This window comes from Devosia sp. ZB163, assembly GCF_028613635.1.
GTDB lineage: Bacteria > Pseudomonadota > Alphaproteobacteria > Rhizobiales > Devosiaceae > Devosia_A.
In genome coordinates this window covers 291,201-318,103 of record NZ_JAQRMY010000004.1, presented here as the reverse complement: position 1 = coordinate 318,103, position 26,903 = coordinate 291,201, and the positions used below count along the sequence as shown (strand labels likewise).

The window sequence follows — 26,903 nt, the reverse complement described above, 5'->3', positions numbered from 1 at the left end:
GCCCGCAGTTCAGGGCGTTTCAGGCCCCAGCGCCAGTTCGGTCGGGTTGATCCCGAGGTGCTGGCAGATGGCCTTCACCACGAACGCATGGTCGTCGCGCTGCGGCAGCCCGGACGCCGTGATCGAACCCACCACGCCCACGCCCTTGATGCGGATCGGGAAAGCCCCGCCATGGATCGCATACTCGGTCGGATCGACATTGTGGTCGGGCGCCGGCGTGCGGTTGTCGCGCTTCAGCCGCAGGTGCGAGAGGTAGGACGAGCGGTCCCACCGGCGCACGCAGTTGCCCTTGCGCCGCAGCCAGTCCGGGTTATCGGCGCTCGTGCCCTTCATGGCGTAGTAGAACAGCGGCCGGTTGAAGAAGCGGATGTCGATGGCCACGGCCACGCCGGCATCCACCGCGATCTGCCGGATCGCATCGCCGATGGTGAGGGCCGTCGCCTCGTCGAAGGCGTCGAAGACGAGCCGCTGCTCCTGCTCGGTCACCTTGGCGATGTCGTCTGCTACGCTCATGATTTCTCCTCCGTTTGACGGCGCTTCTATCACGCGCGCCGGTCGATTCGCGTCACGCCGTCGCGGCCGACCAGGCATCGTAGAGCGGCTGCCGGTCGGGCGGCTGGCCCGTGAAGTTGACCTGCGCCGGATCGATCGCGACCCACGGCAAGGCGCTCTCCGTCCAGATGTTGCCGATGGGAACGGCCCAGCTCGGATCATCGAGCGTGCCCGGCTTCACCACCAGCATCTGCGGGCTCGCCAGCGGCTCGTTCCAGAGCTTGGTGCCGCACCGGGCGCAGCCGAACATCCGCACCGTCCGTCCGCTGTCGGCCGGCTTGTCGAAGTGGACGAGATCGCCGCTCAGGTGCTCGAGCCGGTCGCGCGCGATCGGCATCGACATCGTGTGCGTGCCGCCGCTCGCCTTCTGGCAGTCGGTGCAATGGCAGTTGTAGACCGCCAGCGGCGCCCCGGTGATGCGATAGCGCGCAGCGCCGCAGACGCACCCGCCTTCGACCGGAAATGCCGGCAACCCGATACGATCCATTCCGTCCTCCCCTGAACCTGTCGTTCAGAACCTGTTCAACCGCAATGCGGCATCCCCCGCCACCCAAATGGCAAGGAGCCAATCACATGTTCACCGAACAGCTGTTCTTCACCACTGCCCTGCGTATGCGCAACTCGCAGTTCGACCACATGGACGACCGCCTGCTGGCCGATATCGGTCTCACTCGCGCTGACCTGGCAAAGCAGAAGCGCTGGTTCCAGCGCAAGGGCAAATAACGAGCCGGTTCATTGCCGGTTCATCGGGGCGAACTAAAAGGCCGCCCCTGCCCTGATGGGCAACCCAGGAGAAGCAAATGTCCTACCTGACGACCCTGTTCCGCCGCGCGGAGCGTAAGCGGGTCCTCACCGATCTGATGAAGTTCGATGATCACCTGCTGCGCGATATCGGTCTCACGCGCACCGATCTCGCCATGATGCGCGCCAACCGCCATCCGTCGCCGTCTCGCGGCCATGAATGATCCCGCAGACGCCATGAAAACCTGAAGGGCTCCGAGCGACACCGCCGGAGCCCTTCTTGTTTTCAGGCGCTCAGTTCCCGCGCCCACTGCCCGATGAGGGCGTTTTCCCTCCGGTAAGGCTGGCTGCCCGCTGCCACCTCCTCGTCCGTCAGGAACTGCCTCGGCCCGCACCGGCCGCCACAGCGTGCAAAGGCAGGACACGCCGCTCCCCGGCATCCCGGCGCCGTAACAACCGGAACACTCACCAGCCCCGCATTGTCCCGCACGGCCCCGGGCAGGCTAAGGAGCTCGTCCATCACGCCACCGCCGGCTGCGCGAACAGCCCCTCGATGGTCTCGCGGTCAGGATGCTGGAACCGATCCTCCGAGAGCGAGCCAAGCATGTTGCCGAGCACCGTGCCGATCATCCGCCCCGAGGTCGCCGGCAGGTGGCCGGAGATGATCGTGCTGGGGTCGAGCCGCTGGATATCGTTCAGCAGACCGCCCAGCCGGCTCTTGTCCACCATGCCGAGCCACGGCGCGTCGATCCCGGCCCACATGGTCATGCCGTCGCGCAGCGTCGCCTCGGGAATGGCCTCGGTTTCCTCGTGCGGCGCGTCGAGCAGCGCCCCGAACGAGTCGACGCTGAACAGCACGCGCGTCCTGGTATCGAAGAAGCCCGTCGTCTCGGGCGCATCGTAGGTCGGCGGCTTCAGCAGCACCAGCTCGCGGTCGCCCAGATCGAGCCGCTGCCCATGATCCATCGGCACGAGCCGGCTCATGTCGAAGCTCTCGCGCAGCCCGAACTTGGCAGCTCCGAGGCTCGGTACGACGACCTTGGCGTTTGGCGCCAGCGCCATGACCTTGTCGAGGTTGCCGACGTGGTCGAGGTCCGTGTGGCTGATGTAGATCCACTTGAGATCCGCCGGATCGATGACGTTGCTCAGCGCCTCGAGGTACTGGTCCTCGAAGGCGACACCGTTGGTGTCGACCAGGATCGGGTCCCTGGCGTGGATGAAGTGCGAGTTCGCCGGCAGGATGCCGAGCGGCCCGATCGGGAAGAAGCCTGCGAAGGTGGTCACATCGGGCGCCACCTTCCTTGCGCCCACGAAAGTCGGGAAGTCCATTTTCCGTCTCCTATGGAACTTCGTTGCATTTCGGGATACATGTATGTGCAATCGAATATGAACCGCAGCTGAATGGCTGCACGAGAGTGTGCATTGAAATCAGCCAGAGCCTATACCAAGGGGAAGCGGGCGGAGCAGGAAGCCGGCACGCGCCAGCGCATCGTCGAGGCCGCGCTGGCGCTTCACGCCGAGGTCGGCCCGACCAGCACCACGATCAGCATGATTGCCGAACGCGCCGGCGTGCAGCGGCACACCGTCTACGCCCACCTGCCGGACGACCGGGCCGTGCTGATGGCCTGCTCGGGTCTGCACGCCGAGCGCATGCCCCTGCCCTCGCCCGACCTCTGGGCCGGGATCAACGATCCGGAAACCCGGCTCCGCACCGCGCTCACGGCACTTTACGCGTGGTTCACCCGCAACGAAGCAGTTACCGGTCATGTCCTGCGGGACGCCGAGCGGAACCCCGTGCTGCGCGAGGTATCCGAACTGCGCTTCGGCGTGCCGCTCGGCGCCATCCATGCCTCGCTCGCCGACGGGCTGACGGAACGGCAGCGGGCTGCGCTGACCCTCGCCTTGAGCTTCTACACCTGGCGCACGCTGCGCGACGCCGACCTCACGCCGGACGCGGTGGTGGAGCTGATGCTGCGGACGGTACTTTCGGCGACAACCTCACCCTCGCGGGCGTGAGTGCCCCCGCAGCATTCTCGCCCTGGACACCGCTTGATCCCCCGCGCCGCCCCGGCACTCGGAGCGTCGACGCGAAACTGCTACAACCATCGCACACGGAATGCCCGGAGAGGCACCAGATGAGCGACCCCAAGTCCAATCACGCTGCAACCGAGGCCGCCCGGCGCTTCACCCTGAGGCACGCCAAGCCGTCCACCCTGCCCCGCACCTACGGCGAGTATCTCGCCGATCGGATCGCTGCGATCGTCGGTTCATGGACATTCATCGTCGTGCAGACGGCACTGCTGGCGCTGTGGATCGTGCTGAACGTCGTTGCCTGGATCCAGCACTGGGACCCCTACCCGTTCATCCTGCTCAACCTGGTGCTGAGCTTCCAGGCCGCCTTCACCGCCCCCGTCCTGATGATGGCGCAGAACCGTCAGTCAGCCATCGACCGGCAGAAGGCGCAGCTCGACTACGACGTGAACCTGCGCGCCGAACTCGACATCGAGGAACTGCACCAGAAGATCGACCTCCTGCGCCAGGAGGACATCACACGGCTGGTCGGTCTGCTCGAACTGCTCACCCGGGAACGGCTCGACAAGGGTGACGCCCAGCCCTGAAACGACAAAGGGGCCCGAAGGCCCCTCTGCGCAGTCATCCTGCGAAGGATGGATGGATCAGTTCTTGGCCTTGTCGACCAGCGCGCCGGCCTTGATCACGGCGACGCGCAAGCGCGCATCAGGCAAGCGTGGAGCAAGGCCCGCTTAGTTCTTGGCTTTGTCCACGAGGGCGCCGGCCTTGATCCACGGCATCATGCCGCGCAGCTTCTCGCCGACTTCCTCGATCTGGTGCTCGTCGGCGAGGCGACGGGTCGCCTTGAAGCGCGAAGCCCCGCCCTTGTATTCCTGCATCCACTCGGAGGTGAACTTGCCCGACTGGATGTCGTGCAGCACGCGCTTCATCTCGGCCTTGGTCTCCGAGGTGATGATGCGCGGACCCGACACGTACTCGCCCCACTCGGCGGTGTTCGAGATCGAGTAGTTCATGTTGGCGATGCCGCCCTGGTAGATCAGGTCGACGATCAGCTTCACTTCGTGCAGGCACTCGAAATAGGCCATTTCCGGAGCGTAGCCGGCTTCCACCAGCGTCTCGAAACCGGCGCGGATGAGCTCGACGAGGCCGCCGCAGAGCACGACCTGCTCACCGAAGAGATCCGTCTCGCATTCCTCGCGGAAGTTGGTCTCGATGACGCCCGAACGGCCGCCGCCAACGCCCGAGGCATAGGCCAGCGCGATGTCATGGGCATTGCCCGACGCGTCCTGGTGGACGGCGATCAGGCACGGCACGCCGCCACCCTTCTGGTATTCGCCACGCACGGTGTGACCCGGGCCCTTCGGCGCGATCATGATCACGTCGACCGAGGCCTTGGGCTCGATCAGGTTGAAGTGCACGTTGAGGCCGTGGGCGAAGGCGATCGCGGCGCCGTCACGGATGTTGGGCTCGATGTCCTTCTTGTAGATATCGGCCTGCAGCTCGTCCGGGGTCAGCATCATGATGACGTCGGCCCACTTGGCGGCATCGGCGACGGACATGACCTTCAGGCCCTCGCCCTCGGCCTTCTTGGCCGACGGCGAACCGGGACGGAGCGCCACCACGATGTCCTTCACGCCGGAATCGCGGAGATTCAGCGTGTGCGCATGGCCCTGCGAGCCGTAGCCGACGATCGCGACCTTCTTGGATTTGATGATGTTGAGATCGGCATCCCGATCGTAATAGACGCGCATGGAAGTCTCCCTTGTGTGCGTTTTGGCCCTTCGGCCGATTTCCAACTGCTGGGCAGTCTCTCGGACCACCCCGTTACTCGGTTGCCACCCCTGCGAAAACAGGAATCCACGCCTCGATCGGCGAAACGGATGCCTGCTTGCGCAGGGATGGCTTGGGGAGGTGAAACTGGCTACTGCGCCTGCCCCACCCCGTAGATCTTCAGGAACTGCTCCGTCGCCCGTGCCGCATCGCGGGTGATCTCCGCGTCGCTCGGGTTGTAGGCCTCGCCCAGCAGCAGCCGGATCTGGGTGTCGCGCACCACCAGCCCGAAGAAGCTGCGATAGGCCTCTTCCGAGTTGTCGAAGCGCAGCAGCCGCGCCTCCCGTCCGGCCTCGAGCACGGGCTTCAGCCGCTTGCGGATGGCCAGCGGCCCATTCTCGAGCACGATCTGCCCGAGCCCGTGCTTCTCGGCCCCGGCATGGCCAATGGCGAGCCGGTTGAGCGTCACCGAGACCTGCCCCGCGATCGTGCCGAGCAGATCGTGCGCGAACTGCTCGATGCTCTGGCGCAGCGACTCCGCGTCGAGCCGCCAGCGATCGACATGCGGAGCCTTCACCTTGGCGGCCTGCCACTGCACGGTCGCAGTGAGCAGCCCGTCGCGGTCGCCGAACCACTTGTAGAGCGTTTCCTTGGAGCACGAGGCACGCCGCGCCACCGACGTCATCGTCAGCCGGTCGCCCTGCTCGACGAGCAGATCCAGCGCCGCCGTCAGCACCTGCTGCTGGCGCGGCGTGAACGTCTCCTCGCTATTGGCAACGACTGTAGCCACCGGTTTCCCCTCAGTTGCGACAAGGCGTACCGTAACGTACGGTTCGGCGCAAGAGGGAATGACGATCGAGTTGGATGTGACTGGCGCCGGTCAGCACCAACAACGTGATTCAAATCGAGCCGGAATCCGCCGGAACCTTCTCGCTGGTCTGGCGGTTTAGCGACTTGGCCTCACGCTACGCAATTGGGGGAAGAGAGATGAGAAATCTCGTCCTTGCAGCCGCTGCGGCCGTAATCGCCAGTTTCATCGCAGCACCCACCGCACCGATCGCCGCGCCCTTCGGTAGCGGCCTGAGTTACTCCGACGGAGCCGTGCTTCAGGACATCGCCTGGCGCGGCGGTGGCGGCAAGCGGCGGGGCGGCGGAGGCCACCACGGTGGCGGAGGTGGTCACCACGGCGGCGGAGGCTGGGGCGGCGGCCATGGAGGTGGCGGAGGTCACTGGGGCGGTGGCGGTGGTGGACATTGGGGCGGCGGCGGCGGTGGTGGCCATTGGGGTGGCGGAGGGGGCGGTGGAAACTGGGGTGGCGGAGGTGGCGGTCATCACGGCGGTGGCGGAGGTCACCACGGTGGCGGAAGCCATCATGGCGGCGGCGGTCACCATCACGGCCACGGGCACTTCAACGGACCGTTCACGAACTTCGGGTTCTTCGGCTTCGGGGACAATGACGATTATGACGACTACTACTTCTACAATTACGGCTACGGCCATGTGGCGCGGTGCGAGGCGGCCTATCAGTCGTACAACCCCAGAACCGACATGTACCTGGGCCGCGACGGCTACTGGCATCGCTGCCTGCTCTAGGGCCTGATCGGCTCAGCCCAAAAACGGCGCGCGCCGACACTCCCCCGGGGAAGGCCGGCGCAATCATTTGCGCATCCAGCCGGCCATAAGCGGTTCACGCGCGGCAGGGCTTTCGGACTTCTCACACGCCATCTGCGTCCGTCAGCAACGACGAAGAACCTTCATTTCCTGCCAGGTGGTCATGCCCATCCTATGGCTGGGTTGCTCGACTTGTCATCCAATGCTGGTATGGCAGCTGCTGACCAACTGGAGGATGAACATGAAGACGTCGCTGCCCACCCGCCCCTTCGGCAAGACCGGCATGGAAATCACCCGCCTCGGCATCGGCGCATGGGCCATGGGTGGCAACATGTGGGGCCCGCAGGACGACGCTGAGTCCGCCGCCGCCATCCGCCATGCCGTCGACCTCGGCATCAACTGGATCGATACCGCCGCAGCCTATGGCGTTGGCCACTCGGAAGAAGTGATCGGCCGGACCCTGAAGGAACTGCCCGCCGACCAGCGCCCGTTCGTCTTCACCAAGGGCGGCGTGATCCGCGACGACAACGGCCAGAATCCGCGCCGCCTCGCCGAGCGCAGGAGCCTGCGCAACGAGCTGGAAAACTCCCTCAGGCGCCTGCAGGTCGAAACGATCGACCTCTATCAGGTCCACTGGCCGGCCGACGACGTGCCGCTCGAGGACTACTGGGCGACGATGCTGGAGCTCAAGTCCGAGGGCAAGGTCAGGCACATCGGCCTCTCCAACCACAATGCCGAGCAGCTCGCACGTGCGGAGGCCTTGGGGCACGTCGAAACGCTGCAGCCGCCCTTCTCCATGATCAAGCGCGAAACCGCCGCCCAGATCCTCCCCTGGTGCGAGGCCCATGGCACCGGCGTCATCTGCTACAGCCCCATGCAGGCCGGCCTGCTCACCGGCACCTTCACCCGGGAGCGGGCGGCGACGCTTGCCGACAACGACTGGCGCAAGACCAGCCCCGAGTTCACCGGCGACAAGCTCGATCGCAACCTCGAACTCGCCGCCCGGCTGAAGCCCGTCGCCGAACGCCGTGGCACCTCGATATCCACCGTCGCGCTCGCCTGGGTCCTCGCCTGGCCCGGCCTCACCGCCGCCATCGTCGGGGCCCGTTCACCGCAACAGGTCGACGGCTGGATCGATGCTGCGACGTTCGAGCTTGACCAGGACGACCTCGACACCATCGCCAACGCCATCGCGGCCACCGGCGCGGGCGACGGCCCGAGCCATCCGCGGCACTAGGGACGCCCGGCGCCAGGATACCGCTCGCGCTGGATGGTGCGAGAGTCCCATCCGGCCAAGCCACTAGCTCGGGACGAAGTGCCGCCCCGAGCCCCAGGAGTCTCGATAGCCAGGGCCAGTCGGGTCCTCGGCTCTCGTCCGCTTCACGCCTTGCGCAGCTTGCGCAACCTGAACGCCAGCACGATGAGCAGGACACCGGACGCGATGGCATAGCCGCCGATAGCCCAGATCAGCGACAGCGCGCCGGTCGCGGGCTGCCAGATGACCAGGATACCGAACAGGATCGTCAGGACGCCGAACAGCGCGAGCAGCCACTCGCCCTCGATCTCCTTGCGCATCTGGATGGCGCCCCAGACCGTCAGCGCGCCGACGACGATCGCCCAGGCGCCGATGAAGATCAGCAGGACCAGAGCCACGGCCGCCGGCGAAATGAAGGCCGCGATACCGGCAAGAACGCTGATGACGCCACTCACCGCCAGCCACCACCGTGGCGTCATCTGGCCGACGCCGCGGCCTGAAATGGCGGCCCACAAGGAAAAGACCCCGTCGACCAGCATGTAGGCGCCCCACAATAATGCGAGGGTGAGGATCGTTATGCCTGGCCAGAAGAGTGCCAGCACACCGAAGATTATCGCGGCCACGCCGCGCAGCAGTACGAGCCACCAGTTGTCGCCCAGCATGCGCAGCAGCGGCCCGTCGAACGGCAGGTCCGACCTCGCTGTCGAGTTATTCGTATTGGCCATCTTCGCTCTCCATTGCGGAATACACGGGTCTCGGCAGCCCTAGACTACCAGAGTCGGTTGACGCGAAGAAACCCGGCGGTGAGCCAAATTGACTTGATTTCAGAAGACCTTGGTGCACTAACGCACCGAAAATCAGTCGGTAAAGCGAACCGCGCCAATATGGTCGAGGTTGCGGTTGCGCTGGGCGTAGTCGATCCCGTAACCGACGACGAACTTGTCGGGGATCTCAAAGCCGATCCAGCGGGCCTTCACGCTGGTCTCGCGCCGCGACGGCTTGTCGAGCAGTGCACAGACCTCGATGCGCTTGGGGTGGCGCGTCGCGAGGATTTCGAGCACGTGCTTGAGGGTATAGCCGGTGTCGACGATGTCCTCGACCAACAACACGTCGCGCCCCTCGATCTCGCCGCGCAGGTCCTTGAGGATGCGCACTTCGCGGCTGGACTCGGTGGAGTTGCCGTAGCTCGAGACCTCGAGGAAATCGACTTCCACCGGCAGGTCGAGTTCGCGCACCAGGTCGGCGATGAAGATGAACGAGCCGCGCAGCAGGCCGACCACCACCAGCTTGTCGGTGCCGGCGTAATGGGCCGAGATCTCCTTGGCGAGCGCTTCGACCCGGGCCGCAATGGCCTTGGCCGAGATCATCTCGTCGATCACGTAGTTGCGCGTCGTCATGCCTACTTCAGTGCCCCTTGGGTGAGTCCGCGGACAAAATACTTGCCGCCGATCAGATACACCAGCAGCGGCGGCACGATCGCCATCATCACCGTCGCGGCCGAACCGCCAGCCCTGACGCCCATGATCGCCACGGTGATCGGCTGCTGCGTGCCTGAGGTGAACACCATGCCATAGAGGTACTCGTTCCATATCTGGGTGAACTGCCAGATCACCGTCACCGCGGCGATTGGGCCCGAAAGCGGCAGCATCACCCGGATGAAGATCCGCCAGAACCCGGCGCCGTCCACCTGTGCCGCCTTGACGATCTCGTTGGGCACGCTGGCGTAGAAGTTGCGGAAGAACAGCGTCGCGAACGAGATGCCCATCACGGTGTGGATGAGCAACAGGCCGAGCACATTGTTCTGCAGCCCGAGCTGGCCGATGATCCAGGCCCAGGGCAGCAGCGCGATCTGGCTGGGCAGGAAGATGCCGAGGAAGATCATCACGAAGATGAACTCCGAGCCCGGGAACTTCCACTTGCTCAGCACATAGCCATTCATCGCCCCCAGGATCGTCGTGGCGATGGTCGCAGGGATGGTGATGATCAGCGAGTTGAGGAAGTTGGGCCCGAGCCCACGGCACATGCCGCTGACGCAGGCGTCGTTCCAGGCGCGCAGGTAGTTGTCGAACGAGAAGCTCTCCGGAATGGCGATGATGCCGTTGCGGAACACTTCCTCGCCGTCGCGGAACGAGTTGGCGAACACCAGCAGCGCCGGCAGCGCGTAGACCAGCGCGAACAGCGCAAGCACCGCGTAGATCAGGATACGCGACAGCGCCCACCGGCGACGAGCGCTGGCCCCGTCCCGGTCGGCGTAGTCGAGCGCCAGCGTGGTCACGGCAAGGTCTCGTCGAGCCAGGCGACCTGCGCCTTCTCCTGCCAGGTGCCGCCACCCTCGTGGTTGTTGAAGGAGTAGCTCTCGATGGTCTTGGGGCCGGCCCAAGCATTGAACGCGCCATAGACGGTGGAGGGCGGGCAGACATCGTCCATCAGCGCCACCGAGAACAGCGCCGCCGCCTTGGAGCGGGCCGAGAAATGCACGCCGTCGAAGTAGTTGATGGTGTTGTAGGCGGCCGCCGCCTTCTCCCGGTGCGTGGCGAGGAAGCGGACGATTTCGCCGTAGGGGTCGCGGCTGGTGAGACCCACTGCACGCGGGAAGTCGCAGAGGAACGGCACGTCCGGCATCGCGGCCCTAACCCGCGGCTCGAGGCCGGCGACCGCGATCGAGATGCCGCCGCCCTGGCTTCCGCCGACCACGGCGAGCTTGCTCGGATCGGTCTCGGTCCGGCCGAGCGCCGCCTCCACCGCCCGCACGCCATCGGTGTAGACGCGTCGGTAGTAATAGTCGCTGGGGTCGTTGATGCCGCGGGTCATGAAGCCGGGATGCGCCGGATGCGAGCCGGCCGGATCAGGCGTATCGCCGCGCGACCAGCTGCTGCCCTGCCCGCGGGTATCCATCACCAGCACGGCGCGGCCGGTTGCCGGCCACAGCAGGTGTTCCTGCGGCAGGCCGCGACCGCCGCCATAGCCGATGAACTTCACCACTGTGCCCCGCGGCGCCGCTCCGGCCGGCTTGATGTACCAGCCGCGCACCTTGTCCCCGCCGAAGCCGGAGAACGTCACGTCGAACACGTCGAACATCCTGAGCCCGGTCTCGACCGGCTCGAACTTCGCATCGAGCGGCTTGGCGCGGGACTGCTCGAGCGTTTCCGCCCAGAAGCTGTCGAAATCGGCGGGTGCGACGGCGCTCGAACGGTAGGTCTCGAGCTGGGACTGCGGGAGATCGAAGAATGGCATGGAGATTATCGGTCCTGATGATCGTCTATGATTGGCTGGAAACCGGGGCTTCGAACAGTTCTACGAACGGCGTGGACGGGAACTCCCCCGCGCTACGAGGCGCGGCGTGACGACGAAGTGCTCGCCCTGCGTCCTGCCGTCGATCCGTTCGACGAGGAGGCGGGCCGCCTGCAGGCCGAGCACCTGCCCGGACTGGTCGACGCTGGTGAGGCTGTTCTGAGCCATGTCGCAATAGGTCGTGTTGTCGTAGCCCACCACGCCGAGATCGTTCGGTATGGACAGCCCGAGATCGCGCGCGGCGCTGATCGCCTGCAGCGCCACACTGTCCGTCCAGCAGAACAGCGCTTCCGGCCGGTCGCGGCGCTCCAGCAGATGTCGGATGGTGGTCAGGACCTCGCGGGGAGACATAGGGCACGACACGGTATCGATATACTGGCTGAGGCCAGCCGCCATCATCGCCTTCCTGTACCCGATCTCGCGTCGGTGAACGATCACGGATTCATGGAGCGGCTGCGTAAGGCTGACCATCGTGATCCGCCTGTATCCCGACTCCACGAGATGGCGCACGACCAGCTCGGCGCCGTAGATGTCGTCGTCGTTGACCGTATCGAACTGCTGGGCAAGCGGGGAGTAGTAGCCCACGAGGGCCGTGGGTATGCGCCGGGTCACCTCATCGACCGCGTCGGGGGGCATCCGGGGACCGATCATGATCAACCCATCCATCTGCCGGTCGATCATCGACTCGATCAGCGAGATCTCGATCATGTGCGCGGATTGGCCGACGCCCATCAGCGGCTGATACTGGGTCCGCTCCAGCGCCTCGTTGATGCCGGCGAGAATGTCCGCGAAGAACGGGTTGCGCAGGTCCGGCAGCAGCACGCCCAGCGCGTAGGTGCGCCCGCGCATCGCCCGCGCCGCTGCATGCGGGCGATAGTTGAGCTTCTCCATCGACGCCTGGACCTTGGCGCGAAGGGCATCGCTGACGCCATAGGCGTCTCGGAGGACCTTGGACACGGCGGCGACGGAAACGCCTGCATCGGCGGCGACCGTCTTGATCGTGACCCGGCCCGTTCCGGACTTCGTGCTTGCCGCCATGTTCCCCCCAGCGCCCGGCACTTCTAGCAGAGCCACCGCGCATGACACAACTTGAGCGATTTTGGCGGTTTCTGGAGGATGCCGCCGTCATATGAGAAAATTTGGTTGTTCCTGCGCGAAGCATGCTTGAAACTGATCCGTAGAACGGTATACGTAGAACGTGACACAGCGAGCCGGCAAAACGGCCGGTGGGCGGGCAGCAAGCCCGATGGGAGGATCAGAAGTGAACGAAACGATGCTCGCCCGAGCAGGCACCGTCGTATCCAGCCAGGACGCGTGGATCGGCGAGATGATCCGCCCCAGCGTCGATCAGGGCGTCGGCACGCAGTCGTCCTTCCTGCGCAAGACCTTCAACCTCTCCTCCCGCGACGCGACCGGCACGCTGCGGATCAGCGCTCTCGGCCTCTATCGGGCGTTCATCAACGGCCAGCGCGTCGGCAACGACGTGCTCACCCCCGGCTGGACCAGCTACTGGGACCGCCTCAGCTTCCAGACTTACGACGTCAGCGCCCTGCTCAAGGACGGCGACAACACCATCGACATCTGGCTGGGCGACGGCTGGTACCGCTCGCGGATGATGTGGCCGCGCAACCAGCTCCTCAACACCTGGGGCGACAAGATCGGCGCCATCGCCGAGCTGCGCGGCGCCAATGGCGAGCTCATCCTCGCCACCGACGGCACCTGGCAGAGCGGCCTCGCGCCGGTCATGAAGTCCGGCATCTACTACGGCGAGAACTACGACGCCCGCGCCGAGAATGCGCCGGTGAGCGGTGGCGCCAGCGTACTCGGCGACTTCGACAAGTCGACCCTGCTGCCGGCCGAAACCGCCGGCGTGCACGAACTCCCCGCCCTGCCCGTGGTCAAATCCTTCGCCGATGCCCAGGGCCGCACCGTCTACGACTTCGGCCAGAACGCCGGCGGCTACGTCGCCTTCACCGTCGAGGGCGAGGCCGGTGCCAAGGTCACCGTCGAGCACGCCGAACTCACCAACCACCTCGGCGAGTTCGACCGCGAAAGCATGCGCTCGGCCGAGGCCCGCGTGGAATATGTGCTGAAGGGTGGCGCGCCCGAGAGCTACCGTCCGACCTTCACCTTCTTCGGCTTCCGCTTCGCCCGCGTCGCCATCGAGGGCAAGGCGACGATCAGCAAAATAGAGATGATCCCGATCAGCTCGGCGATCACCCGCACGGCGAACTTCAGCTCGGCCAATCCACTGGTCAACCGGCTGGTCGAGAACACCGTCTGGTCGCAGCGCTCCAACTTCATCGACGTGCCGACCGACTGCCCGCAGCGCGACGAGCGGCTGGGCTGGAGCGGCGACGCGCAGGTCTTCGCGCCCACCGCCTGCTACCTGCACGAGAGCCACGGCATGCTGACCAAGTATGTCCGCGACCTCATCGCCGACCAGCGCCCCGATGGCGCCATCCCGCATGTGGTGCCGGACCCGACACGCAACCACGAGGACGTGATCCCGGGCTTCTACGGCTCGACCGGCTGGGGCGACGCCATCGCCGTCATCCCCTGGACGCTCTACACCCACTACGGCGACCGCGCGATCCTCGAGGAAGCGCTGCCGGCCATGGTGAAGTGGAACGACTTCGTCTGGTCGATCAGCGATGGTCCGATCGTCCGCCCGCCGGCCGGCTGGGGTGAGCGCGGCTTCACCTTCGGTGACTGGCTGCAGCCGCAGGGCGATTTCGCCAAGCCCTACCCGACCATCGGCGACGACGCCGCGGCGACGATCTACCTCTACATCTCCTCGCACCTCGCCGCCAAAGCCGCCGAAGTCGTCGGCGACCAGGCACAGGCCAAGCGCCTCAACGACCGCGCCGCCGAAGTGAAGAAGGCCTTCCAGCGCGAGTTCATAACCGCTGCCGGCCGCATCGGCTACAACGACCAGACCTCCTATGCGCTGGGCTTCCTGTGGGACCTGATCCCGCCCGAGCACTACGAGGCAGCCAAGGGCTACTTCAAGGAGACGGTGGCCCGCGCCCATGGCCGCATCGGCACCGGCTTCATCGGCACCCCGGCGCTGCTGCCGGCACTGGTCAAGATCGGCGAGGCCGATCTCGCGGCCTCGGTCTTCCTCCAGGAAGGCCTGCCCGGCTGGCTGTTCCAGGTGAAGATGGGCGCCACCACGATCTGGGAGCGCTGGAACGCCCTCAACGAGGATGGCGTGGCGTTCGACCCGCAGATGAACAGCTACAACCACTACGCCTATGGCGCGGTGTGCCAGTGGCTGCTCGAAGGCGTCGCGGGCTTCCGCCCCGATCCGGCGCTGCCGGCGTTCAAGCACATCTTCTTCGAGCCCACCATCATCCCGGCGCTGTCGCCGGTCGCCGCCAACCATGACTCGGCCGCCGGCCGGATCGAGGCGGGCTGGAAGGTCGATGGCGGCAAGGTGACCTACGACATCACGGTGCCCGAAGGCGCGAGCGGCACGCTCGTCCTCGCCGCCGACTACACCGACGCCAGCGTCGACGGCATCGCCGTCAGCGAGCGCGGCACCGACGGAAAAGCGCGCAGCCTGCTCGCGCCCGGAAAGCACAAGGTGACGTTCCGGGTCAGCAAGCCCGGCAACTGAGGAACGGGCCGGAAGCGATCAGACGTAATTGCCGGCCTCGCCGGCCTTAAGGGAGGAAGAAGAATGGCATTATCGATGACGAGGCGAGCCCTGCTCGCCGCAACCGCATTGCTGTCGGTCGGGTTCGGCCCGGCCTTCGCACAGGACACAGTGACGCTTACCTATCTGGTGGACGACAACCCGACCAACGTTGCGACGTCCGAAGCCCTCAAGGCCGCATTCGAGGCCGAGAACCCGGGCATCAAGATCGAGATCGAAACCCGCCCAGGCGGCGGCGAAGGCGACAACATCATCAAGACCCGCCTCGCGACGGGCGAGATGACCGACGTCTTCCGCTACAACGCCGGCTCGCTGTTCCAGGCACTCAATGCGCCGCAGACGATGCTCGACCTCACCGACGAGCCGTTCCAGGCCAACATCATCGACTCGTTCAAGCCAGTGGTCACGGCCACTGACGGCCGCATCTACGGCGTGCCGGAAGAAGCCGCGATGGGCGGCGGTATCCTCTACAACAAGAAGATCTACGCCGAACTCGGGCTGACCGTGCCCAAGACCTGGGCCGAGTTCATGGCCAACAACGAGAAGATCAAGGCGGCCGGCAAGACCGCCGTGATCCAGACCTTCGGCGACACCTGGACGAGCCAGCTGTTCGTCCTCGGCGACTTCTTCAACGTCCAGGCAGCCGTGCCGACCTTTGCCGCCGACTATACCGCCGGCAAGGCGAAGTACGCCTCGACGCCCGCCGCAATGGCTGGCTTCCAGAAGGGCGAGGACGTGTTCAAGGCCGGCTTCCTCAACGAGGACTTCGGCTCGGCCCTCTTCGCCGACGGCGTGCGCATGGTGGCGACTGGCGAGGGTGCCCACTACCCGATGCTGACCTTCGCGATCGGAGGCATCGCTCAGGACTATGCAGAGAACCTGCCGGATGTCGGCTTCTTTGCCATCCCGGGTGACGACGCGGCCAAGAACGGCCTTACCGTCTGGATGCCGGCGGCCACCTACATCTCCAAGACCACTGCCCACCCGGAAGAGGCGAAGAAGTTCGTCGCCTTCATCGCCAGCACCAAGGGCTGCGACGCCCGCAGCAGCGCAAACGGGGCTACCGGACCTTACCTGATCAAGGGCTGCGAGCTTCCCGCTGACGTGCCGGCCGCGGTCGCCGACCTCCTGCCCTACTTCCAGCAGGATGGCCTGACCGCTCCGGCGCTCGAGTTCCTGTCGCCGATCAAGGGCCCTGCCCTCGAGCAGATCACCGTCGAAGTCGGCTCGGGTATCCGCTCCGCTGCAGACGCGGCCGCCCTCTACGACGAGGACGTGAAGAAGCAGGCCCAGCAGCTCGGCCTTCCCGGCTGGGATTGACCCTCGCATGACGCGCCGTGCCCGGTTACGATCGGGCACGGCTTCCCACCGGGAGACGGCAGATGAGTGATGCGATAACCGCTGGTGGAGTCACCGCGGGCCGGACAGTAGCGCGACGCGCCAGACGTGGCGCCTCTTATCCGAATTGGTTCTATCTGCCCGCTGCCATCGTTTTCGGGGTGCTTTTCCTGCTGCCGACCATCGCCTCGCTGTTCTTCAGCCTGACGCGGTGGACGCTCTTTGAGGCCAACTTCATCGGCCTCGCCAACTTCATCCAGTTCTTCCGCGAGCCGTTTCTGGTGCAGGGGCTGATCAACACGCTGATCTACGGCGTGGTGACGTCGGGCCTCAAGGTGATCATCGGGATGTTGCTCGCGCTGCTCCTGACCTCCGACATCATCGGGCGCGGGTACCTCCGCGCCGTGGTGTTCTTTCCCGTACTGGTCTCGACCGTCGGTGTCGGCATCGCCTTCGTTGCGCTGATGCATCCCACGCAGGGCATGATCAACGAAACGCTGGCAATGGTCGGCATCAAGGGTCCGGCCTGGCTCACGGACCCGCGCTTCGCGCTCTACTCGGTCGCACTGGTCGACGTCTGGAAGGGCGTGGGGCTTGCCACCGTCATCTACATGGCCGGCATCGTCTCGATCCCGCAGGACTATTTCGAGGCCGCGAGGATCGACGGCGCCACCGCGTGGCAGAACTTCTGGGCCATCACCTTGCCACTCCTGAAACCGGCAACCGTTACCGTGATCATCCTGTCGCTCATCGGCGGGCTGCGCTCGTTCGACCTGATCTGGGCGATGACGCGCGGCGGCCCGGGCTTCACCTCCGACGTCATCGCGTCGGTGATCTACAAACAGTACCAGGCCGGCTTCTACGGGCTCTCGACCGCAGGCAACGTCGTGCTGTTCGTCCTTGTGGCGCTGATCATCGTGCCGCTCTCGATGTTCCTGAATCGCAACGAGGTCGAACGATGAACAGCCTTCGACGCTATCTGGTCGGCGGGACGGCGATCTTCGTTTCGGTGTTCGTCTTCCTCGTTCCGTTTGCCTTCATCGTCCTTACGGCGGTCAAGGATCGGAAGTCCGCCGCCACCCGGTCGTTCGACTGGCCCACCTCATGGCATCTATGGGACAATCTGGTCCAGGTGATCCAGACCCGGGATTACATGCTGGTCACCGCCTTCGTGAACTCCACCATCCTCACGGTCGCCAGCGTGACGCTGCTGGTCGTGCTGGGGGCGATGGTCGGGTTCGTGCTGCAGCGAAATCCATCCTCGCGCTGGACGGGCCTCGTCAACTTCTTCGTCCTCGCCGGACTGATCATCCCCCCGGCAGTTGTCCCGACCATCTGGGTCATGCAGTCTTTCGGGCTGTTCAAGACGCTGCACGGCCTGATCCTGATCGAGGTCGCCTATGGCCTGAGCTTTTCGGTGCTGCTGTTCCGCGCCTTCGTGGCCACCATTCCCAAGGAGCTGGACGAAGCGGCGATCATCGACGGCGCGGGACCGCTGCGGCTGTTCTTCCAGGTGATCCTGCCGCTGCTGAAGCCGGTAGTCGTCACGGTCATCGTCGTCCAGTCGGTGGCCATCTTCAACGACTTCACCAACCCGCTCTACTACCTGCCCGGCAAGGACAACGTCACGGTGCAGCTGACGCTCTACAACTTCCAGAGCCAGTTCAGCACGTCCTACAACCTGCTCTTCATGAACATCCTGCTGATCACCATCCCGCCCCTGATCGTCTACCTGTTCTTCAACCGCCAGATCGTGGCCGGCATGACCGCAGGCGCGGTGAAGGGGTAAGAGCAGTCCAACTGCTCCGCCGCAAAGACGCACCGTCATCCCCGGGCTTGACCCGGGGACCCAACCGGATGCTCCACATACTCTGTTGCCGCGGCGACATCGCAAGGGTCCCCGGGTCAAGCCCGGGGATGACGGCGCACACCGCTAGAGGCTGCCAGAGGCCGTCTCTATCAGTTCGCCGCGCTTCCCCAGCACCTCGAGATAGTGCGGGTTGTACATGAACCCCAGCACGTTCCCGAACGGGTCGATCACGCTCGCGCCGACGAAGCCCGAACCCGGCTGGAACTCGCGCGGCGGGTGATGGAGCCTGGCTCCGATCGACACGGCATGGTCGATCATCCCCTGCACGTCGTCGACGTGCCAGTAGACGATCGCGCCGGCCCGGCCATCGGCGGGCACCACCTCGCCGCCGAGGTAGCCGGCATACTTGCCGTCGAGCAGCCCCAGCTCGTGCTGATAGTCGCCGATGCGGAACTCGGCATAGCCCGGGTTGTCGAAGTAGGGCTCGACGCCGAGCAGCCGGGCGAACCAGGCCTTGGCCGCCTCGTGGTCGTTGGACGTGTAGGCGACAGTGGTAAGGCCACGAAGCTGCGGGCGGGTCATTTGCGTCTCCTCATTTGATCGATGTGAGGAGGTTAGGCGACACCCCGACCCGATTTTGTCAGGATCATCCCAATCGCCCATAGGCGGCCGGCCCGTTTGCGGATACGGTACCATACTAGTCATTCGCATCCTCATCATGTCCTCACCGCTCAGCCCGCACGCCCGCAACGTCGCCCTCGTGGTGGCCGCTACCCTTTTCATGCAGTTCCTCGACGGCGTGATCATCGTCACCGCCCTGCCGCGCATGGCCGAGGACTTCGGTGTCGGCACGCTCGAAATGAGCCTGGGCGTCACGATCTACATGCTGGCGGTCGCCGTCTGCATCCCGGCCGCGGCCTGGCTCTCGGACCGCTTCGGCGCGCGGCGGGTGTTCGTGGTGGCGATCGCGCTGTTCACCCTCACCTCCATTGCCTGCGGCCTCGCCCAGGATCTTGGCCAGTTCGCCATTGCGCGCGCACTGCAGGGCGCGAGCAGTTCCGTGCTCTTCCCCGTCGGCCGCGTCATCGTGCTGCGGACCGCGAAGAAATCCGAGATCGTGGCCGCCATCGGCCTCACCATCTGGCCTGCCCTCTTTGCCCCGGTGATCGGCCCTGCCCTGGGCGGTTTCATCACCGAGTTCATCTCCTGGCACTGGAACTTCTGGATCAACATCCCGCTTGGCATCCTGGGCATCGCGCTGGTTCTCGCCATCGTGCCCAGGGACACCGAGTTCGCCGATCGCCCCTTCGACGCCCCCGGCTTCGTGCTCACCGCGATTGCGCTTGGCTGCCTGCTCTACGGCTTCGACGCCCTGGTGCAGGGAACGCTTGCCCTCTGGATCTCGCTGGCGCTGATCGTCGCCGGCTTCGTCGTGGGCGCCGGTGCGGTAACCTGGCTCTTGCGCATCGCGCATCCGCTCGTCGACCTGCGGACCCTCCGGATCACCTCGTTTGCCGCGACGGACGTCAAGGCCGGCGCCATCCTCCGCACCGCCATCAACGCCACGCCGTTCCTCCTGCCCCTCATGTTCCAGGTCGCCTACGGCATGGACGCGCTGTCGGCCGGCAGCCTCGTCGTCATCTATTTCTTCGGCAACCTCGCCATCAAGGCGGTGACCACGCCCACCCTGCGCCGCTTCGGCTTCCGCTCGATCCTCATCGTCAACGGCGTCCTCGCCGGCATCTCGGTCGCGCTCTGCGGCCTGCTGGGCCCCGATACGCCCTACGCCCTCACCGCGGCGATCCTCTTTGCCGCCGGCGCCACCCGCTCGATGCAGTTCACGGCCCTCGCGACGCTGGCCTTCGCCGATGTCGACGCCAGCCAGCGCAGCTCTGCTACGACGATCTCAAGCATGTCGCAGCAGCTCTCGATGGTGTTCGGCGTGGCCATCGCCGCCGGCTGCCTCAACCTCAGCCAGATGTGGCGCGGGGCCCCGGCCCTCGGTGTCATCGACTTCCAGGTCGCCTATCTGGTGATGGGTCTCATCGTCGTCGTTTGCGCCCTGCAGTTCCTGACCCTGCACCGGGACGTCGGCGCCGAAGTCTCGGGCCACCGACGCCCGCAGGCTGCCGAGTAGACAGGCTCAGCGGGCTGAATCAGCCCCCTCTTGCCAAAGTCCCGCCACAAACGAAACCGCCGACCTCGCCCCTCTCGGTAGGTTATTTCCAGCACTGACAAACACTTGATCCGCCGGTTAACTATCGGCAGAGCTGCGCACACGCCCGCCTACTTTGGGACACTGTCCGTTATCAAATTGATAACCTTAAGACTGTCCTAAGGGAGTTCCTAGCTTGCGTAGCGTATTTGCCTTGGCTTCGGCCGTTCTCTTCCTGGCGCTGAGCCTCGTCTCGGCCCAGGCCGCCCCCAGCGCCCAACGCTTCGGGTCGTTCGTCGTCTTCCCGTCTACCGACTACATCATGCTGGATGGCGACCTGAATGATCGCGCCGTATCAGACTTCCGCCGCGCCCTGAAGGCCCGGCCGAATGCCAAGCTGCTCGTGCTGCGCAGCGCCGGTGGTTATGTCGATGTGGGTCTCGATGTGGCCGCCATGGTCCGAAGCCGCGGCCTCAGCACTGCCGTGCCGAGCAACATGCACTGCTTCTCGGCCTGCACCTATATCTTCTTCGCTGGCCGCGACCATATCGTCACCGGCAAGCTTGGTGTCCACCGCGTGGGTGAAGCCGATGGCAGCGCCTCGGCCGGTGCCGATGCCTACTACCGTTCGGTGAAGGGCCAGATTCAGCGCTTCGTGCCCAAGAACGTCATCAAGTACATGGAGTCGACGCCCTCGACGTCCATGCACGTGTTCTCCCGCAAGGAGATCAACGCCCTGTCCATCAACAAGGGTGCCTCGGGGTCGTTCGCCCGCCAGTTCGCATCCATGTAACTGTCGGCGTCACGAGGTGGAATGCCGACGGCCATGATCTCCTGGCCGATGCGATCCACCTCGAGCTCGAGCGGGTTCGGGAACGGAACCGCAATATCGGCAGGCTCCACCGCCAAGGCAGAGCCTGCCGTCAGCCCCGCCGCAAGGATCGCTATGAGCATCCTGGTCATCATGCGGGGCAGGCTAGCCCGGCCCGGCCTAACCTCGCCTTAGGCCAAACGGGACAATACACATCAAGCTCACTCCATCGGCACTTGCCGATGAATGCAGTCCGGTGCATGTTGCGCCCTCTTCCAACTGCAGCAGCTTAATCCCCATGTCCCAGCTCTTTACGCCGTTCACCCTGCGCGGACTGACCATCCGGAACCGCACGGTGATCGCCCCCATGTGCCAGTACACGTCGCAGCACGGCTTCGCGAACGACTGGCATTTCGTGCATCTTGGACGTTTCGCCCTCGGCGGCTTCGGCCTCGTTATCCTCGAAGCCACGGGCGTCACGCCCGAAGCCCGCATCTCCTATGGCGACCTGGGCCTCTGGGACGACGAACACATCGCCCCCCTCGCCCACATCGTGCAGTTCCTCAAGGCCGAAGGCTCCGCCACCGGCATTCAGCTCGCCCACGCCGGACGCAAGGCCGCGACGCCGATCGCCTGGCGCCATGGCTTCGACGAGACCGAGGCAGAGAAGGCCGAGTACGCCTACGAGACCTGGATCCCGGAAGCCCCGAGCGCCGAACGCCACTCCGACAATCCCGCTTTCCAGATGCCCGTGGAGCTCGACAAGGCCGGCATTCACCGCCTCGTCCAGAGCTTCGCCGACGCAGCCCGCCGCGCCGATCAGGCCGGCTTCGACACGGTCGAGATCCACGGCGCCCACGGCTACCTGATCAACCAGTTCCTCTCCCCGCTCGCCAACCACCGCACCGACGAGTACGGCGGCAGCCGCGAGAACCGCATGCGCTTCGCGCTGGAGGTCACCGAGGCCGTCCGCGCTGCATGGCCGGAAGAGAAGCCGCTACTGATGCGCCTCTCTGTCACCGATGGCAGCCCGGGCGGCTGGAGCATCGATGACACCATCGCACTCTCGCTCGAGCTCAAGTCGCTGGGCGTGGACATGATCCACTGCTCTTCCGGTGGTTTCGACGGCTACAGCCTGAAGTCGGCGCCGCTCTATCAGGTCCAGCTCTCCAAGGCCGTTCGGGCCGCCGGCATTCCCACCATCGCCGTCGGCCTGATCGACGACCCGTATGATGCCGAGCGCATCCTGGAGTCCGGTGAAGCCGACCTCGTCGCCTTCGCTCGCACGGCTCTCGAAGACCCGAACTGGGCCATCCATGCGCGCCACATCCTCGAGGGCGGCGGCGACGCCTATCAGCTGTGGCCCAAGCAGGCCCGCAACCGCATCCGCGATCGCGATCGCGTGCTCGGCATCCGCCAGTAGCGCTCATCCCGCGTTCATCCGAAGCCACTAAGCATCGGGATGCCGCCACGGGCCTTGCAGCCCTCGGACGGCATCCCCACCTTCGGATGACGTTCAGGAGACCTCACCCCCGATGACCAGCAAAGCCGCCCTTTTCGCCTTGCTCGCAATGTGGGGCGTCGGCTCCACCCTGTGCCTTCCGGCCTTTGCCGAAGAAGCCGCCACCGAGAGCGCCTCCGAAAGCAAGACATCCAAGCCCGGTCTCGTCGACCGCGTATGGACCAAGACAGATGGCGACCTGCCGGGCGTGATGCGCATCTTCCTCTCTGACGGCACGCTGGTGCAGGACTCGTGCTGGGAGACCCATCGGCTTTCGAGCTGGGAACTCACCTCCGACACGGCGCTCAAGTGGAACGAGGACGGCATGGACATCGCCGCCGACATCGTCTCGCTGACCGACGGCGAACTCGTGCTGAGCCTCAAGCTCGGCAGCGACGCCGTCGAGGAAAAGTATGTGAGCGCCACCGTCCCCTTCGTCTGCCCCGACATACCCAAGAGCTGATCTGCCAAATGAAAAGGCGCGAGGTCTCCCTCGCGCCCTGGGCAGCCCGCATGGGTTAGGCCACCCTACTCCGCCGGCGCACCCACGACCGGCGTCGTGGTCGTCCGGATGGTCAGCTGCGTCAGCACCAGCGCGAGGATCGCGCAGGCCGCAAAACCCAGCACCATCGGGATCGCGGTGCCGTCATGGAAGGCGCCGACAATGCCCATCACCACTGCGCCGAGGACCATCTGCAGCGTGCCCATCAGGGCCGAGGCCGTGCCGGCGAACTCGCCATGCTCCTCCATCGCGAGGACGCCCGTGGTCGGCAGCACCAGCCCGAGGAAGCCGAACGCGACGAACATCAGGCCGCAGAGGATCCACATGCTGTCGATGCCCGCGAGAAAGATCGCGGCGAGCAGCGACATGGACGCGGCAAACCCGAACACTGCCCAGCGCACGACGCGCTGCAGGCCGAAGCGCTTCACCATGAAGCCGGTCGACTGCGACACCGCGAAGAACGAGATGGCGTTCACCGAGAAGGCAAGCGAGTACTCCGTCGGCGTCAGCCCGTAGTGCTCGATGAACACGAAGCTCGAGTTGCCGATGAAGGCCATGAAGCTCGACATGCCGAAGGCGCCGATGAAGGTGAGCCCGAGGAAGTTCCCGTCCCTGAGCAGCGAACCATAGCCGCGGATGGCGCCGCCAATGCTTGACTCGGTCCTCCGGTGCTTCGGCCGCGTCTCCTTGAGCGCGACGATCGAGAGGATCAGCCCGAGCACGCCCACGACAGCCATCACCCAGAACAGCAGCCGCCAGTCGCCGAAGGCGATGACAATGCTGCCCGAAAGCGGGGCAAGGATTGGCGAGATCGAGAACACCAGCATGATGAGGCTGAACAGCTGCGCCGCCTCGGCGCCGGTATACTCGTCACGCACTATGGCGCGCGGCAGCGACATGGCGGCGCAACCGCCGATACCCTGGATGAAGCGCGCCACGATCAGCCACTCCACCGAAGGCGCTAGTGCGCAGCCGATCGAGCCGCCGATGAATACGAGCGTGCCGATGTAGAGCGGCGGCTTGCGACCCACCATGTCGCTGATCGGCCCATAGATGAGCTGGCCGAGGGCAAACGCCGCCATGAAGGACATGAGGCTGAGTTGCACGGCGGCGGTCGTTGCGTTGAGTTGACCGCCGATGTCCGGCAGGGCCGGAAGGTACATGTCGATGGCGACGGGGCCGATCACCGACAGAAGGCCAAGTACGATGGCCATGCGGATGAGTTTTGCGTTCATAGCAGTAATTCCCAAGACTGCCGATTGACTGATGGGCAAGCGACCGCCCGGCGACGATCGCCGGACGAAAGTTCGGCCGCGCGCGTTTCACCCCCGCGCGTCGTTTGCCTCCCTGGACCGGCTTGCCCGGCTTAGCTGCCAATTAGAGATGACAACGTCGTCCACTAAATTGGACACTCGTGTCAAAGTCACTTTTGGACAGTCTTGTCCAATTCGTCAACCCCATTTATGTTGGTGCCCATGGAGACATTTCTCGATCTCGCCCGCGACCGCGTCCCGCCCAAGGGCAACTACAACAAGCGCTGCGCCATCATCGCCGCGGCGACGGCCGTGTTCGTGCGGGACGGCTATATGGGAGCAAGCATCGACGCCATCGCCGAGGAGGCAGGCGTTTCGCGGCAGACGATCTACAACCAGATCGGCGACAAGGAGAAACTGTTCGCCGAGGTGGTCCGCGGCATCAACGAGCAGAGCAGCGCGATGCTGGTCGAAACGCTCGCCACCTTCCCCGAGCACTGCGGCGATCTCGCCCGGGATCTCGTGGAATTCGCCATCCGGCTCACCCGCAACTGCCTCTGCGACGCCAACGCGCGGGCCCTGCGCAAGCTGATCGAGAACGAGGGGACGCGTTACCCCGAGCTGTTCGAGGCCTGGAAGGATTACGGTCCCGGCAAGAACTGGCCGGCCATCTCCGCGCGCTTCGCCCGCCTCGCCCGCGCGGGCGACATCGAGATCGACGACCCCGATCTGGCCGCACGCCAGTTCATGGCGCTGATCGGCGCCGACCTGCCCAACGGCCCCGGCGAACGCGCCAGCGAGGAGCAGTTGCAGAGCGCGGCCCGCAACGGCGTGCGGACGTTCCTCCGCGCCTATGGCAAGCGCGACGCAGCCATCGGCCTCTAGACCATCAGGTAGCCGCGGTAGGCGACAAGGCGTCCGAAGATCGGCGCGTCGATCTCGACCTCGAACCGATGGCGTCCGCCCTCATCCACCCGCTCCTCCCCCTTGATCCGGGGTAACAGGAACTTGGGCAGCGGCACGCCCCAGACACGACCCGATATCGCATGCATGTCGAGCCCGTCCTTGCGCGCAATGAGCCGCAGCCGGATCGCCACGGGCCCGAACCGCTCCTCGACCAGTCCGCCGTCCGCGAGGCTCATCACCGATCGCATCGCCCTGTCGGCGAAGAACCGCGTCCAGCGCTCGCTGCCATCGCGGCTTTCGATCACGACCCGAACGGGCACCCTGCCCGCCTCACGCGGCAGCCCCAGCCATCCGGCCATCAGACTCGCCGGGCCCCCTTCTGCCGGCGCCACCACCGCCTCTCCCTGCGCCACGATCGCCGGGCGCCCCCGATGCAGGCGCTGCGTTACCTCCGGCAGCCGATCGAACGCCTCGCCCATCGCGCGCCGGAACAGCGGCTTCTCGCCGCGAAAGGCCATCTGCTTGGTCTCGATCGCCAGGCCATCGAGCCAGGGCCGGATCTGCTCGAGGCTGACCATGCCCGCAGCCGGTCTCGCGCCCACGCGTGCGGCGCGCCCGTGGGTCAACGCCTCCACCAGCGCCGCAGCCGCCAGCACCGGAACATAGGGTCCGTCGCCGTTCGTCGCCTTCAGCCACCAGCGCACGACGCGGGCGTCACCGCGCGTATCCTGCCCCGCCACTTCGACCAGCATGCCGCCATCGGTCGTCCCGAACCCGTCGAGCAGGTTGGCGATCATCGTGCCCAGTCCGGTGAAGGACCGGGCAGAAGGCATGAGCTCCCATTTGACCGGCAGCGCCGCCAGCCCGATGAGCCGGTTGAGGATCGGCAGCTCCATGCCCGCATCGAACCCTGCACGGACACGCGGCGAGTAGCGCGCGGCGATCAGGTCGAGATCGGGCACGTCGGCCAGCATGGCGCGACGGCGCTTCAGCCCATCGATGTGCACCCAGCGCGCCGAACCCCAGCCCCGCCCATGCTCCCATCCGGCCTCGCGGAACACGCGCACGCGCTGCCCGACCCAGCTGAGAATGGCTTCGACCACCGAGCGCCCCTTGGGCGTCCTGTTTCCCGGCACGATGGCGACGTCGATGCTGTCGATGCTCAGCCAGGCCGAAGTGATGCTGTCGAGCACCGCGTGGGTGAGCCCCGGCGTCGAGCTCGCGCCCGAAATCACGGCAACGCCGACGGCACGGGCAGCGCTGTCGAAGCGGTTGATGCTCGCCACGAACTTCCGCGAGTCGGCGATGTCGATGTAGTGGCAGCGGGCCCCGATAGCCGCTTCGATCAGCTGCGTCCCGCTCGTCTGGAACGGCCCCGAGCAATCGACCACGACGTCGCAGTCGATCTCCCTCAGCCGCTCGACGCCGACCTGGTTGCGATCGAGATGGACGAACGAGAACTCGCCCTGCCCGTCGATCTGCCTCAGTTCGCGCTGCAGCGGCAGGACGCGCTGTTCGTTCCGCCCGGCAAGGCTAACCCGGTATGCCTGCCGCCGCGCCAGCAGCCGGGCCAGGCGGGAACCGAACACGCCGGCCGCCCCGACGATCAGGACGTGCGGACGACTCATCTGGCGGTCTCGCGAGCCGGCTCGCGGGTTCCCGCGGTCGCTATGTCGAATGGCTTCGGCAGTTCTCGCGTCCCCGGTCTACCCGAG

General features: G+C 65.7%; 28 protein-coding genes. 15 read left to right on the top strand and 13 right to left on the bottom strand.

Annotated features, from left to right (window positions below; genetic code table 11):
- Nucleotides 1-9 precede the first annotated feature (9 nt).
- Both PRN20_RS19735 and PRN20_RS19730 read right to left on the bottom strand, forming a co-directional pair.
- Nucleotides 10-513 carry a heme-degrading domain-containing protein gene (locus tag PRN20_RS19735; protein ID WP_273959349.1) on the bottom strand — a complete coding sequence of 168 codons (504 nt, stop codon included), beginning with the start codon at nucleotides 511-513 and terminating at the stop codon, nucleotides 10-12.
- Nucleotides 514-565: 52 nt separating this feature from the next.
- On the bottom strand, nucleotides 566-1,039 hold the full coding sequence (locus PRN20_RS19730) for a GFA family protein (RefSeq protein ID WP_273959348.1): 474 nt from the start codon (nucleotides 1,037-1,039) through the stop codon (nucleotides 566-568).
- A gap of 86 nt (nucleotides 1,040-1,125) precedes the next feature.
- On the opposite strand from PRN20_RS19730, the gene PRN20_RS19725 reads away from it, so the two are divergent.
- Both PRN20_RS19725 and PRN20_RS19720 read left to right on the top strand, forming a co-directional pair.
- Nucleotides 1,126-1,275 carry a DUF1127 domain-containing protein gene (locus tag PRN20_RS19725; RefSeq protein WP_273959347.1) on the top strand — a complete coding sequence of 50 codons (150 nt, stop codon included), beginning with the start codon at nucleotides 1,126-1,128 and terminating at the stop codon, nucleotides 1,273-1,275.
- A 77-nt stretch (nucleotides 1,276-1,352) separates the two neighbouring features.
- Entirely contained in the window at nucleotides 1,353-1,517 is a 165-nt protein-coding gene (locus tag PRN20_RS19720) for a DUF1127 domain-containing protein (protein WP_273959346.1), read from the top strand.
- 295 nt (nucleotides 1,518-1,812) lie between these two features.
- Here the strand turns inward: PRN20_RS19720 and PRN20_RS19715 are convergent, their stop codons facing one another.
- Nucleotides 1,813-2,622, bottom strand: a complete 810-nt coding sequence (locus PRN20_RS19715) for an MBL fold metallo-hydrolase (RefSeq protein WP_273959345.1) — start codon at nucleotides 2,620-2,622, stop codon at nucleotides 1,813-1,815.
- 93 nt (nucleotides 2,623-2,715) lie between these two features.
- Between PRN20_RS19715 and PRN20_RS19710 the strand changes: the two genes are divergently transcribed.
- Nucleotides 2,716-3,309 (top strand): TetR/AcrR family transcriptional regulator, encoded by a 594-nt coding sequence (locus PRN20_RS19710; RefSeq protein ID WP_273959344.1) that lies wholly within the window; start codon nucleotides 2,716-2,718, stop codon nucleotides 3,307-3,309.
- Between the two features lie 119 nt (nucleotides 3,310-3,428).
- On the top strand, nucleotides 3,429-3,911 hold the full coding sequence (locus PRN20_RS19705; RefSeq protein ID WP_273959343.1) for a DUF1003 domain-containing protein: 483 nt from the start codon (nucleotides 3,429-3,431) through the stop codon (nucleotides 3,909-3,911).
- A 144-nt stretch (nucleotides 3,912-4,055) separates the two neighbouring features.
- On the opposite strand, the gene ilvC is transcribed toward PRN20_RS19705, so the two are convergent.
- Together ilvC and PRN20_RS19695 are read right to left on the bottom strand one after the other, a co-directional pair.
- Nucleotides 4,056-5,075, bottom strand: coding sequence for a ketol-acid reductoisomerase (gene ilvC / locus PRN20_RS19700; RefSeq protein WP_273959342.1), 1,020 nt, complete (start codon nucleotides 5,073-5,075; stop codon nucleotides 4,056-4,058).
- Between the two features lie 170 nt (nucleotides 5,076-5,245).
- Nucleotides 5,246-5,884, bottom strand: a complete 639-nt coding sequence (locus PRN20_RS19695) for a TetR/AcrR family transcriptional regulator C-terminal domain-containing protein (RefSeq protein ID WP_273959341.1) — start codon at nucleotides 5,882-5,884, stop codon at nucleotides 5,246-5,248.
- A gap of 197 nt (nucleotides 5,885-6,081) precedes the next feature.
- Here PRN20_RS19695 and PRN20_RS19690 point away from each other — a divergent pair, with 197 nt between their 5' ends.
- A complete protein-coding gene (locus tag PRN20_RS19690; protein WP_273959340.1) occupies nucleotides 6,082-6,687 on the top strand; it encodes a BA14K family protein in 606 nt (201 codons plus the stop codon).
- A gap of 259 nt (nucleotides 6,688-6,946) precedes the next feature.
- Nucleotides 6,947-7,942, top strand: a complete 996-nt coding sequence (locus PRN20_RS19685; RefSeq protein WP_273959339.1) for an aldo/keto reductase — start codon at nucleotides 6,947-6,949, stop codon at nucleotides 7,940-7,942.
- 143 nt (nucleotides 7,943-8,085) lie between these two features.
- Here the strand turns inward: PRN20_RS19685 and PRN20_RS19680 are convergent, their stop codons facing one another.
- The 5 genes from PRN20_RS19680 to PRN20_RS19660 all read right to left on the bottom strand — a co-directional run bounded on the left by PRN20_RS19680 (nucleotide 8,086) and on the right by PRN20_RS19660 (nucleotide 12,289).
- On the bottom strand, nucleotides 8,086-8,685 hold the full coding sequence (locus PRN20_RS19680; RefSeq protein WP_273959338.1) for an HdeD family acid-resistance protein: 600 nt from the start codon (nucleotides 8,683-8,685) through the stop codon (nucleotides 8,086-8,088).
- Between the two features lie 132 nt (nucleotides 8,686-8,817).
- Nucleotides 8,818-9,357: a hypoxanthine phosphoribosyltransferase gene (gene hpt / locus PRN20_RS19675; protein WP_337956267.1), complete on the bottom strand. Its 540-nt coding sequence runs from the start codon at nucleotides 9,355-9,357 to the stop codon at nucleotides 8,818-8,820.
- 2 nt (nucleotides 9,358-9,359) lie between these two features.
- Complete coding sequence (locus PRN20_RS19670) at nucleotides 9,360-10,235, bottom strand: carbohydrate ABC transporter permease (RefSeq protein WP_337956266.1); 876 nt, start codon at nucleotides 10,233-10,235, stop codon at nucleotides 9,360-9,362.
- On the bottom strand, nucleotides 10,232-11,194 hold the full coding sequence (locus tag PRN20_RS19665; RefSeq protein ID WP_273959337.1) for an acetylxylan esterase: 963 nt from the start codon (nucleotides 11,192-11,194) through the stop codon (nucleotides 10,232-10,234). The genes PRN20_RS19670 and PRN20_RS19665 overlap by 4 nt, the downstream gene beginning before the upstream one ends.
- Nucleotides 11,195-11,254: 60 nt before the next feature.
- The gene (locus PRN20_RS19660; RefSeq protein WP_273959336.1) at nucleotides 11,255-12,289 is read right to left on the bottom strand and encodes a LacI family DNA-binding transcriptional regulator; all 1,035 of its coding nucleotides are present in this window, start codon (nucleotides 12,287-12,289) and stop codon (nucleotides 11,255-11,257) included.
- Nucleotides 12,290-12,512: 223 nt separating this feature from the next.
- Between PRN20_RS19660 and PRN20_RS19655 the strand changes: the two genes are divergently transcribed.
- The 4 genes from PRN20_RS19655 to PRN20_RS19640 all read left to right on the top strand — a co-directional run bounded on the left by PRN20_RS19655 (nucleotide 12,513) and on the right by PRN20_RS19640 (nucleotide 18,039).
- On the top strand, nucleotides 12,513-14,873 hold the full coding sequence (locus PRN20_RS19655; RefSeq protein ID WP_443112596.1) for a family 78 glycoside hydrolase catalytic domain: 2,361 nt from the start codon (nucleotides 12,513-12,515) through the stop codon (nucleotides 14,871-14,873).
- A 63-nt stretch (nucleotides 14,874-14,936) separates the two neighbouring features.
- A complete protein-coding gene (locus tag PRN20_RS19650) occupies nucleotides 14,937-16,232 on the top strand; it encodes an ABC transporter substrate-binding protein (RefSeq protein WP_443112595.1) in 1,296 nt (431 codons plus the stop codon).
- Between the two features lie 62 nt (nucleotides 16,233-16,294).
- Nucleotides 16,295-17,212, top strand: a complete 918-nt coding sequence (locus PRN20_RS19645) for a carbohydrate ABC transporter permease (RefSeq protein WP_273959335.1) — start codon at nucleotides 16,295-16,297, stop codon at nucleotides 17,210-17,212.
- Nucleotides 17,209-18,039 (top strand): carbohydrate ABC transporter permease, encoded by an 831-nt coding sequence (locus PRN20_RS19640; protein WP_273959334.1) that lies wholly within the window; start codon nucleotides 17,209-17,211, stop codon nucleotides 18,037-18,039. The genes PRN20_RS19645 and PRN20_RS19640 overlap by 4 nt, the downstream gene beginning before the upstream one ends.
- 144 nt (nucleotides 18,040-18,183) lie before the next feature.
- Here the strand turns inward: PRN20_RS19640 and PRN20_RS19635 are convergent, their stop codons facing one another.
- On the bottom strand, nucleotides 18,184-18,642 hold the full coding sequence (locus PRN20_RS19635) for a VOC family protein (protein WP_273959333.1): 459 nt from the start codon (nucleotides 18,640-18,642) through the stop codon (nucleotides 18,184-18,186).
- Between the two features lie 136 nt (nucleotides 18,643-18,778).
- Between PRN20_RS19635 and PRN20_RS19630 the strand changes: the two genes are divergently transcribed.
- The 4 genes from PRN20_RS19630 (at nucleotide 18,779) to PRN20_RS19615 (ending at nucleotide 22,990) form a co-directional block, all read left to right on the top strand.
- On the top strand, nucleotides 18,779-20,197 hold the full coding sequence (locus PRN20_RS19630) for an MFS transporter (protein ID WP_273959332.1): 1,419 nt from the start codon (nucleotides 18,779-18,781) through the stop codon (nucleotides 20,195-20,197).
- Between the two features lie 214 nt (nucleotides 20,198-20,411).
- Entirely contained in the window at nucleotides 20,412-21,008 is a 597-nt protein-coding gene (locus PRN20_RS19625) for a hypothetical protein (protein ID WP_273959331.1), read from the top strand.
- Between the two features lie 316 nt (nucleotides 21,009-21,324).
- Entirely contained in the window at nucleotides 21,325-22,449 is a 1,125-nt protein-coding gene (locus PRN20_RS19620; RefSeq protein WP_273959330.1) for an NADH:flavin oxidoreductase/NADH oxidase, read from the top strand.
- Between the two features lie 112 nt (nucleotides 22,450-22,561).
- A complete protein-coding gene (locus PRN20_RS19615) occupies nucleotides 22,562-22,990 on the top strand; it encodes a hypothetical protein (protein ID WP_273959329.1) in 429 nt (142 codons plus the stop codon).
- A gap of 65 nt (nucleotides 22,991-23,055) precedes the next feature.
- Here PRN20_RS19615 and PRN20_RS19610 read toward each other — a convergent pair whose 3' ends face one another.
- Nucleotides 23,056-24,264: a multidrug effflux MFS transporter gene (locus PRN20_RS19610; RefSeq protein ID WP_273959328.1), complete on the bottom strand. Its 1,209-nt coding sequence runs from the start codon at nucleotides 24,262-24,264 to the stop codon at nucleotides 23,056-23,058.
- A gap of 240 nt (nucleotides 24,265-24,504) precedes the next feature.
- Between PRN20_RS19610 and PRN20_RS19605 the strand changes: the two genes are divergently transcribed.
- Nucleotides 24,505-25,167, top strand: coding sequence for a TetR/AcrR family transcriptional regulator (locus PRN20_RS19605; RefSeq protein WP_273959327.1), 663 nt, complete (start codon nucleotides 24,505-24,507; stop codon nucleotides 25,165-25,167).
- On the opposite strand, the gene PRN20_RS19600 is transcribed toward PRN20_RS19605, so the two are convergent.
- On the bottom strand, nucleotides 25,164-26,816 hold the full coding sequence (locus tag PRN20_RS19600) for an SDR family oxidoreductase (protein ID WP_273959326.1): 1,653 nt from the start codon (nucleotides 26,814-26,816) through the stop codon (nucleotides 25,164-25,166). The genes PRN20_RS19605 and PRN20_RS19600 overlap by 4 nt on opposite strands.
- Nucleotides 26,817-26,903: the final 87 nt, after the last annotated feature.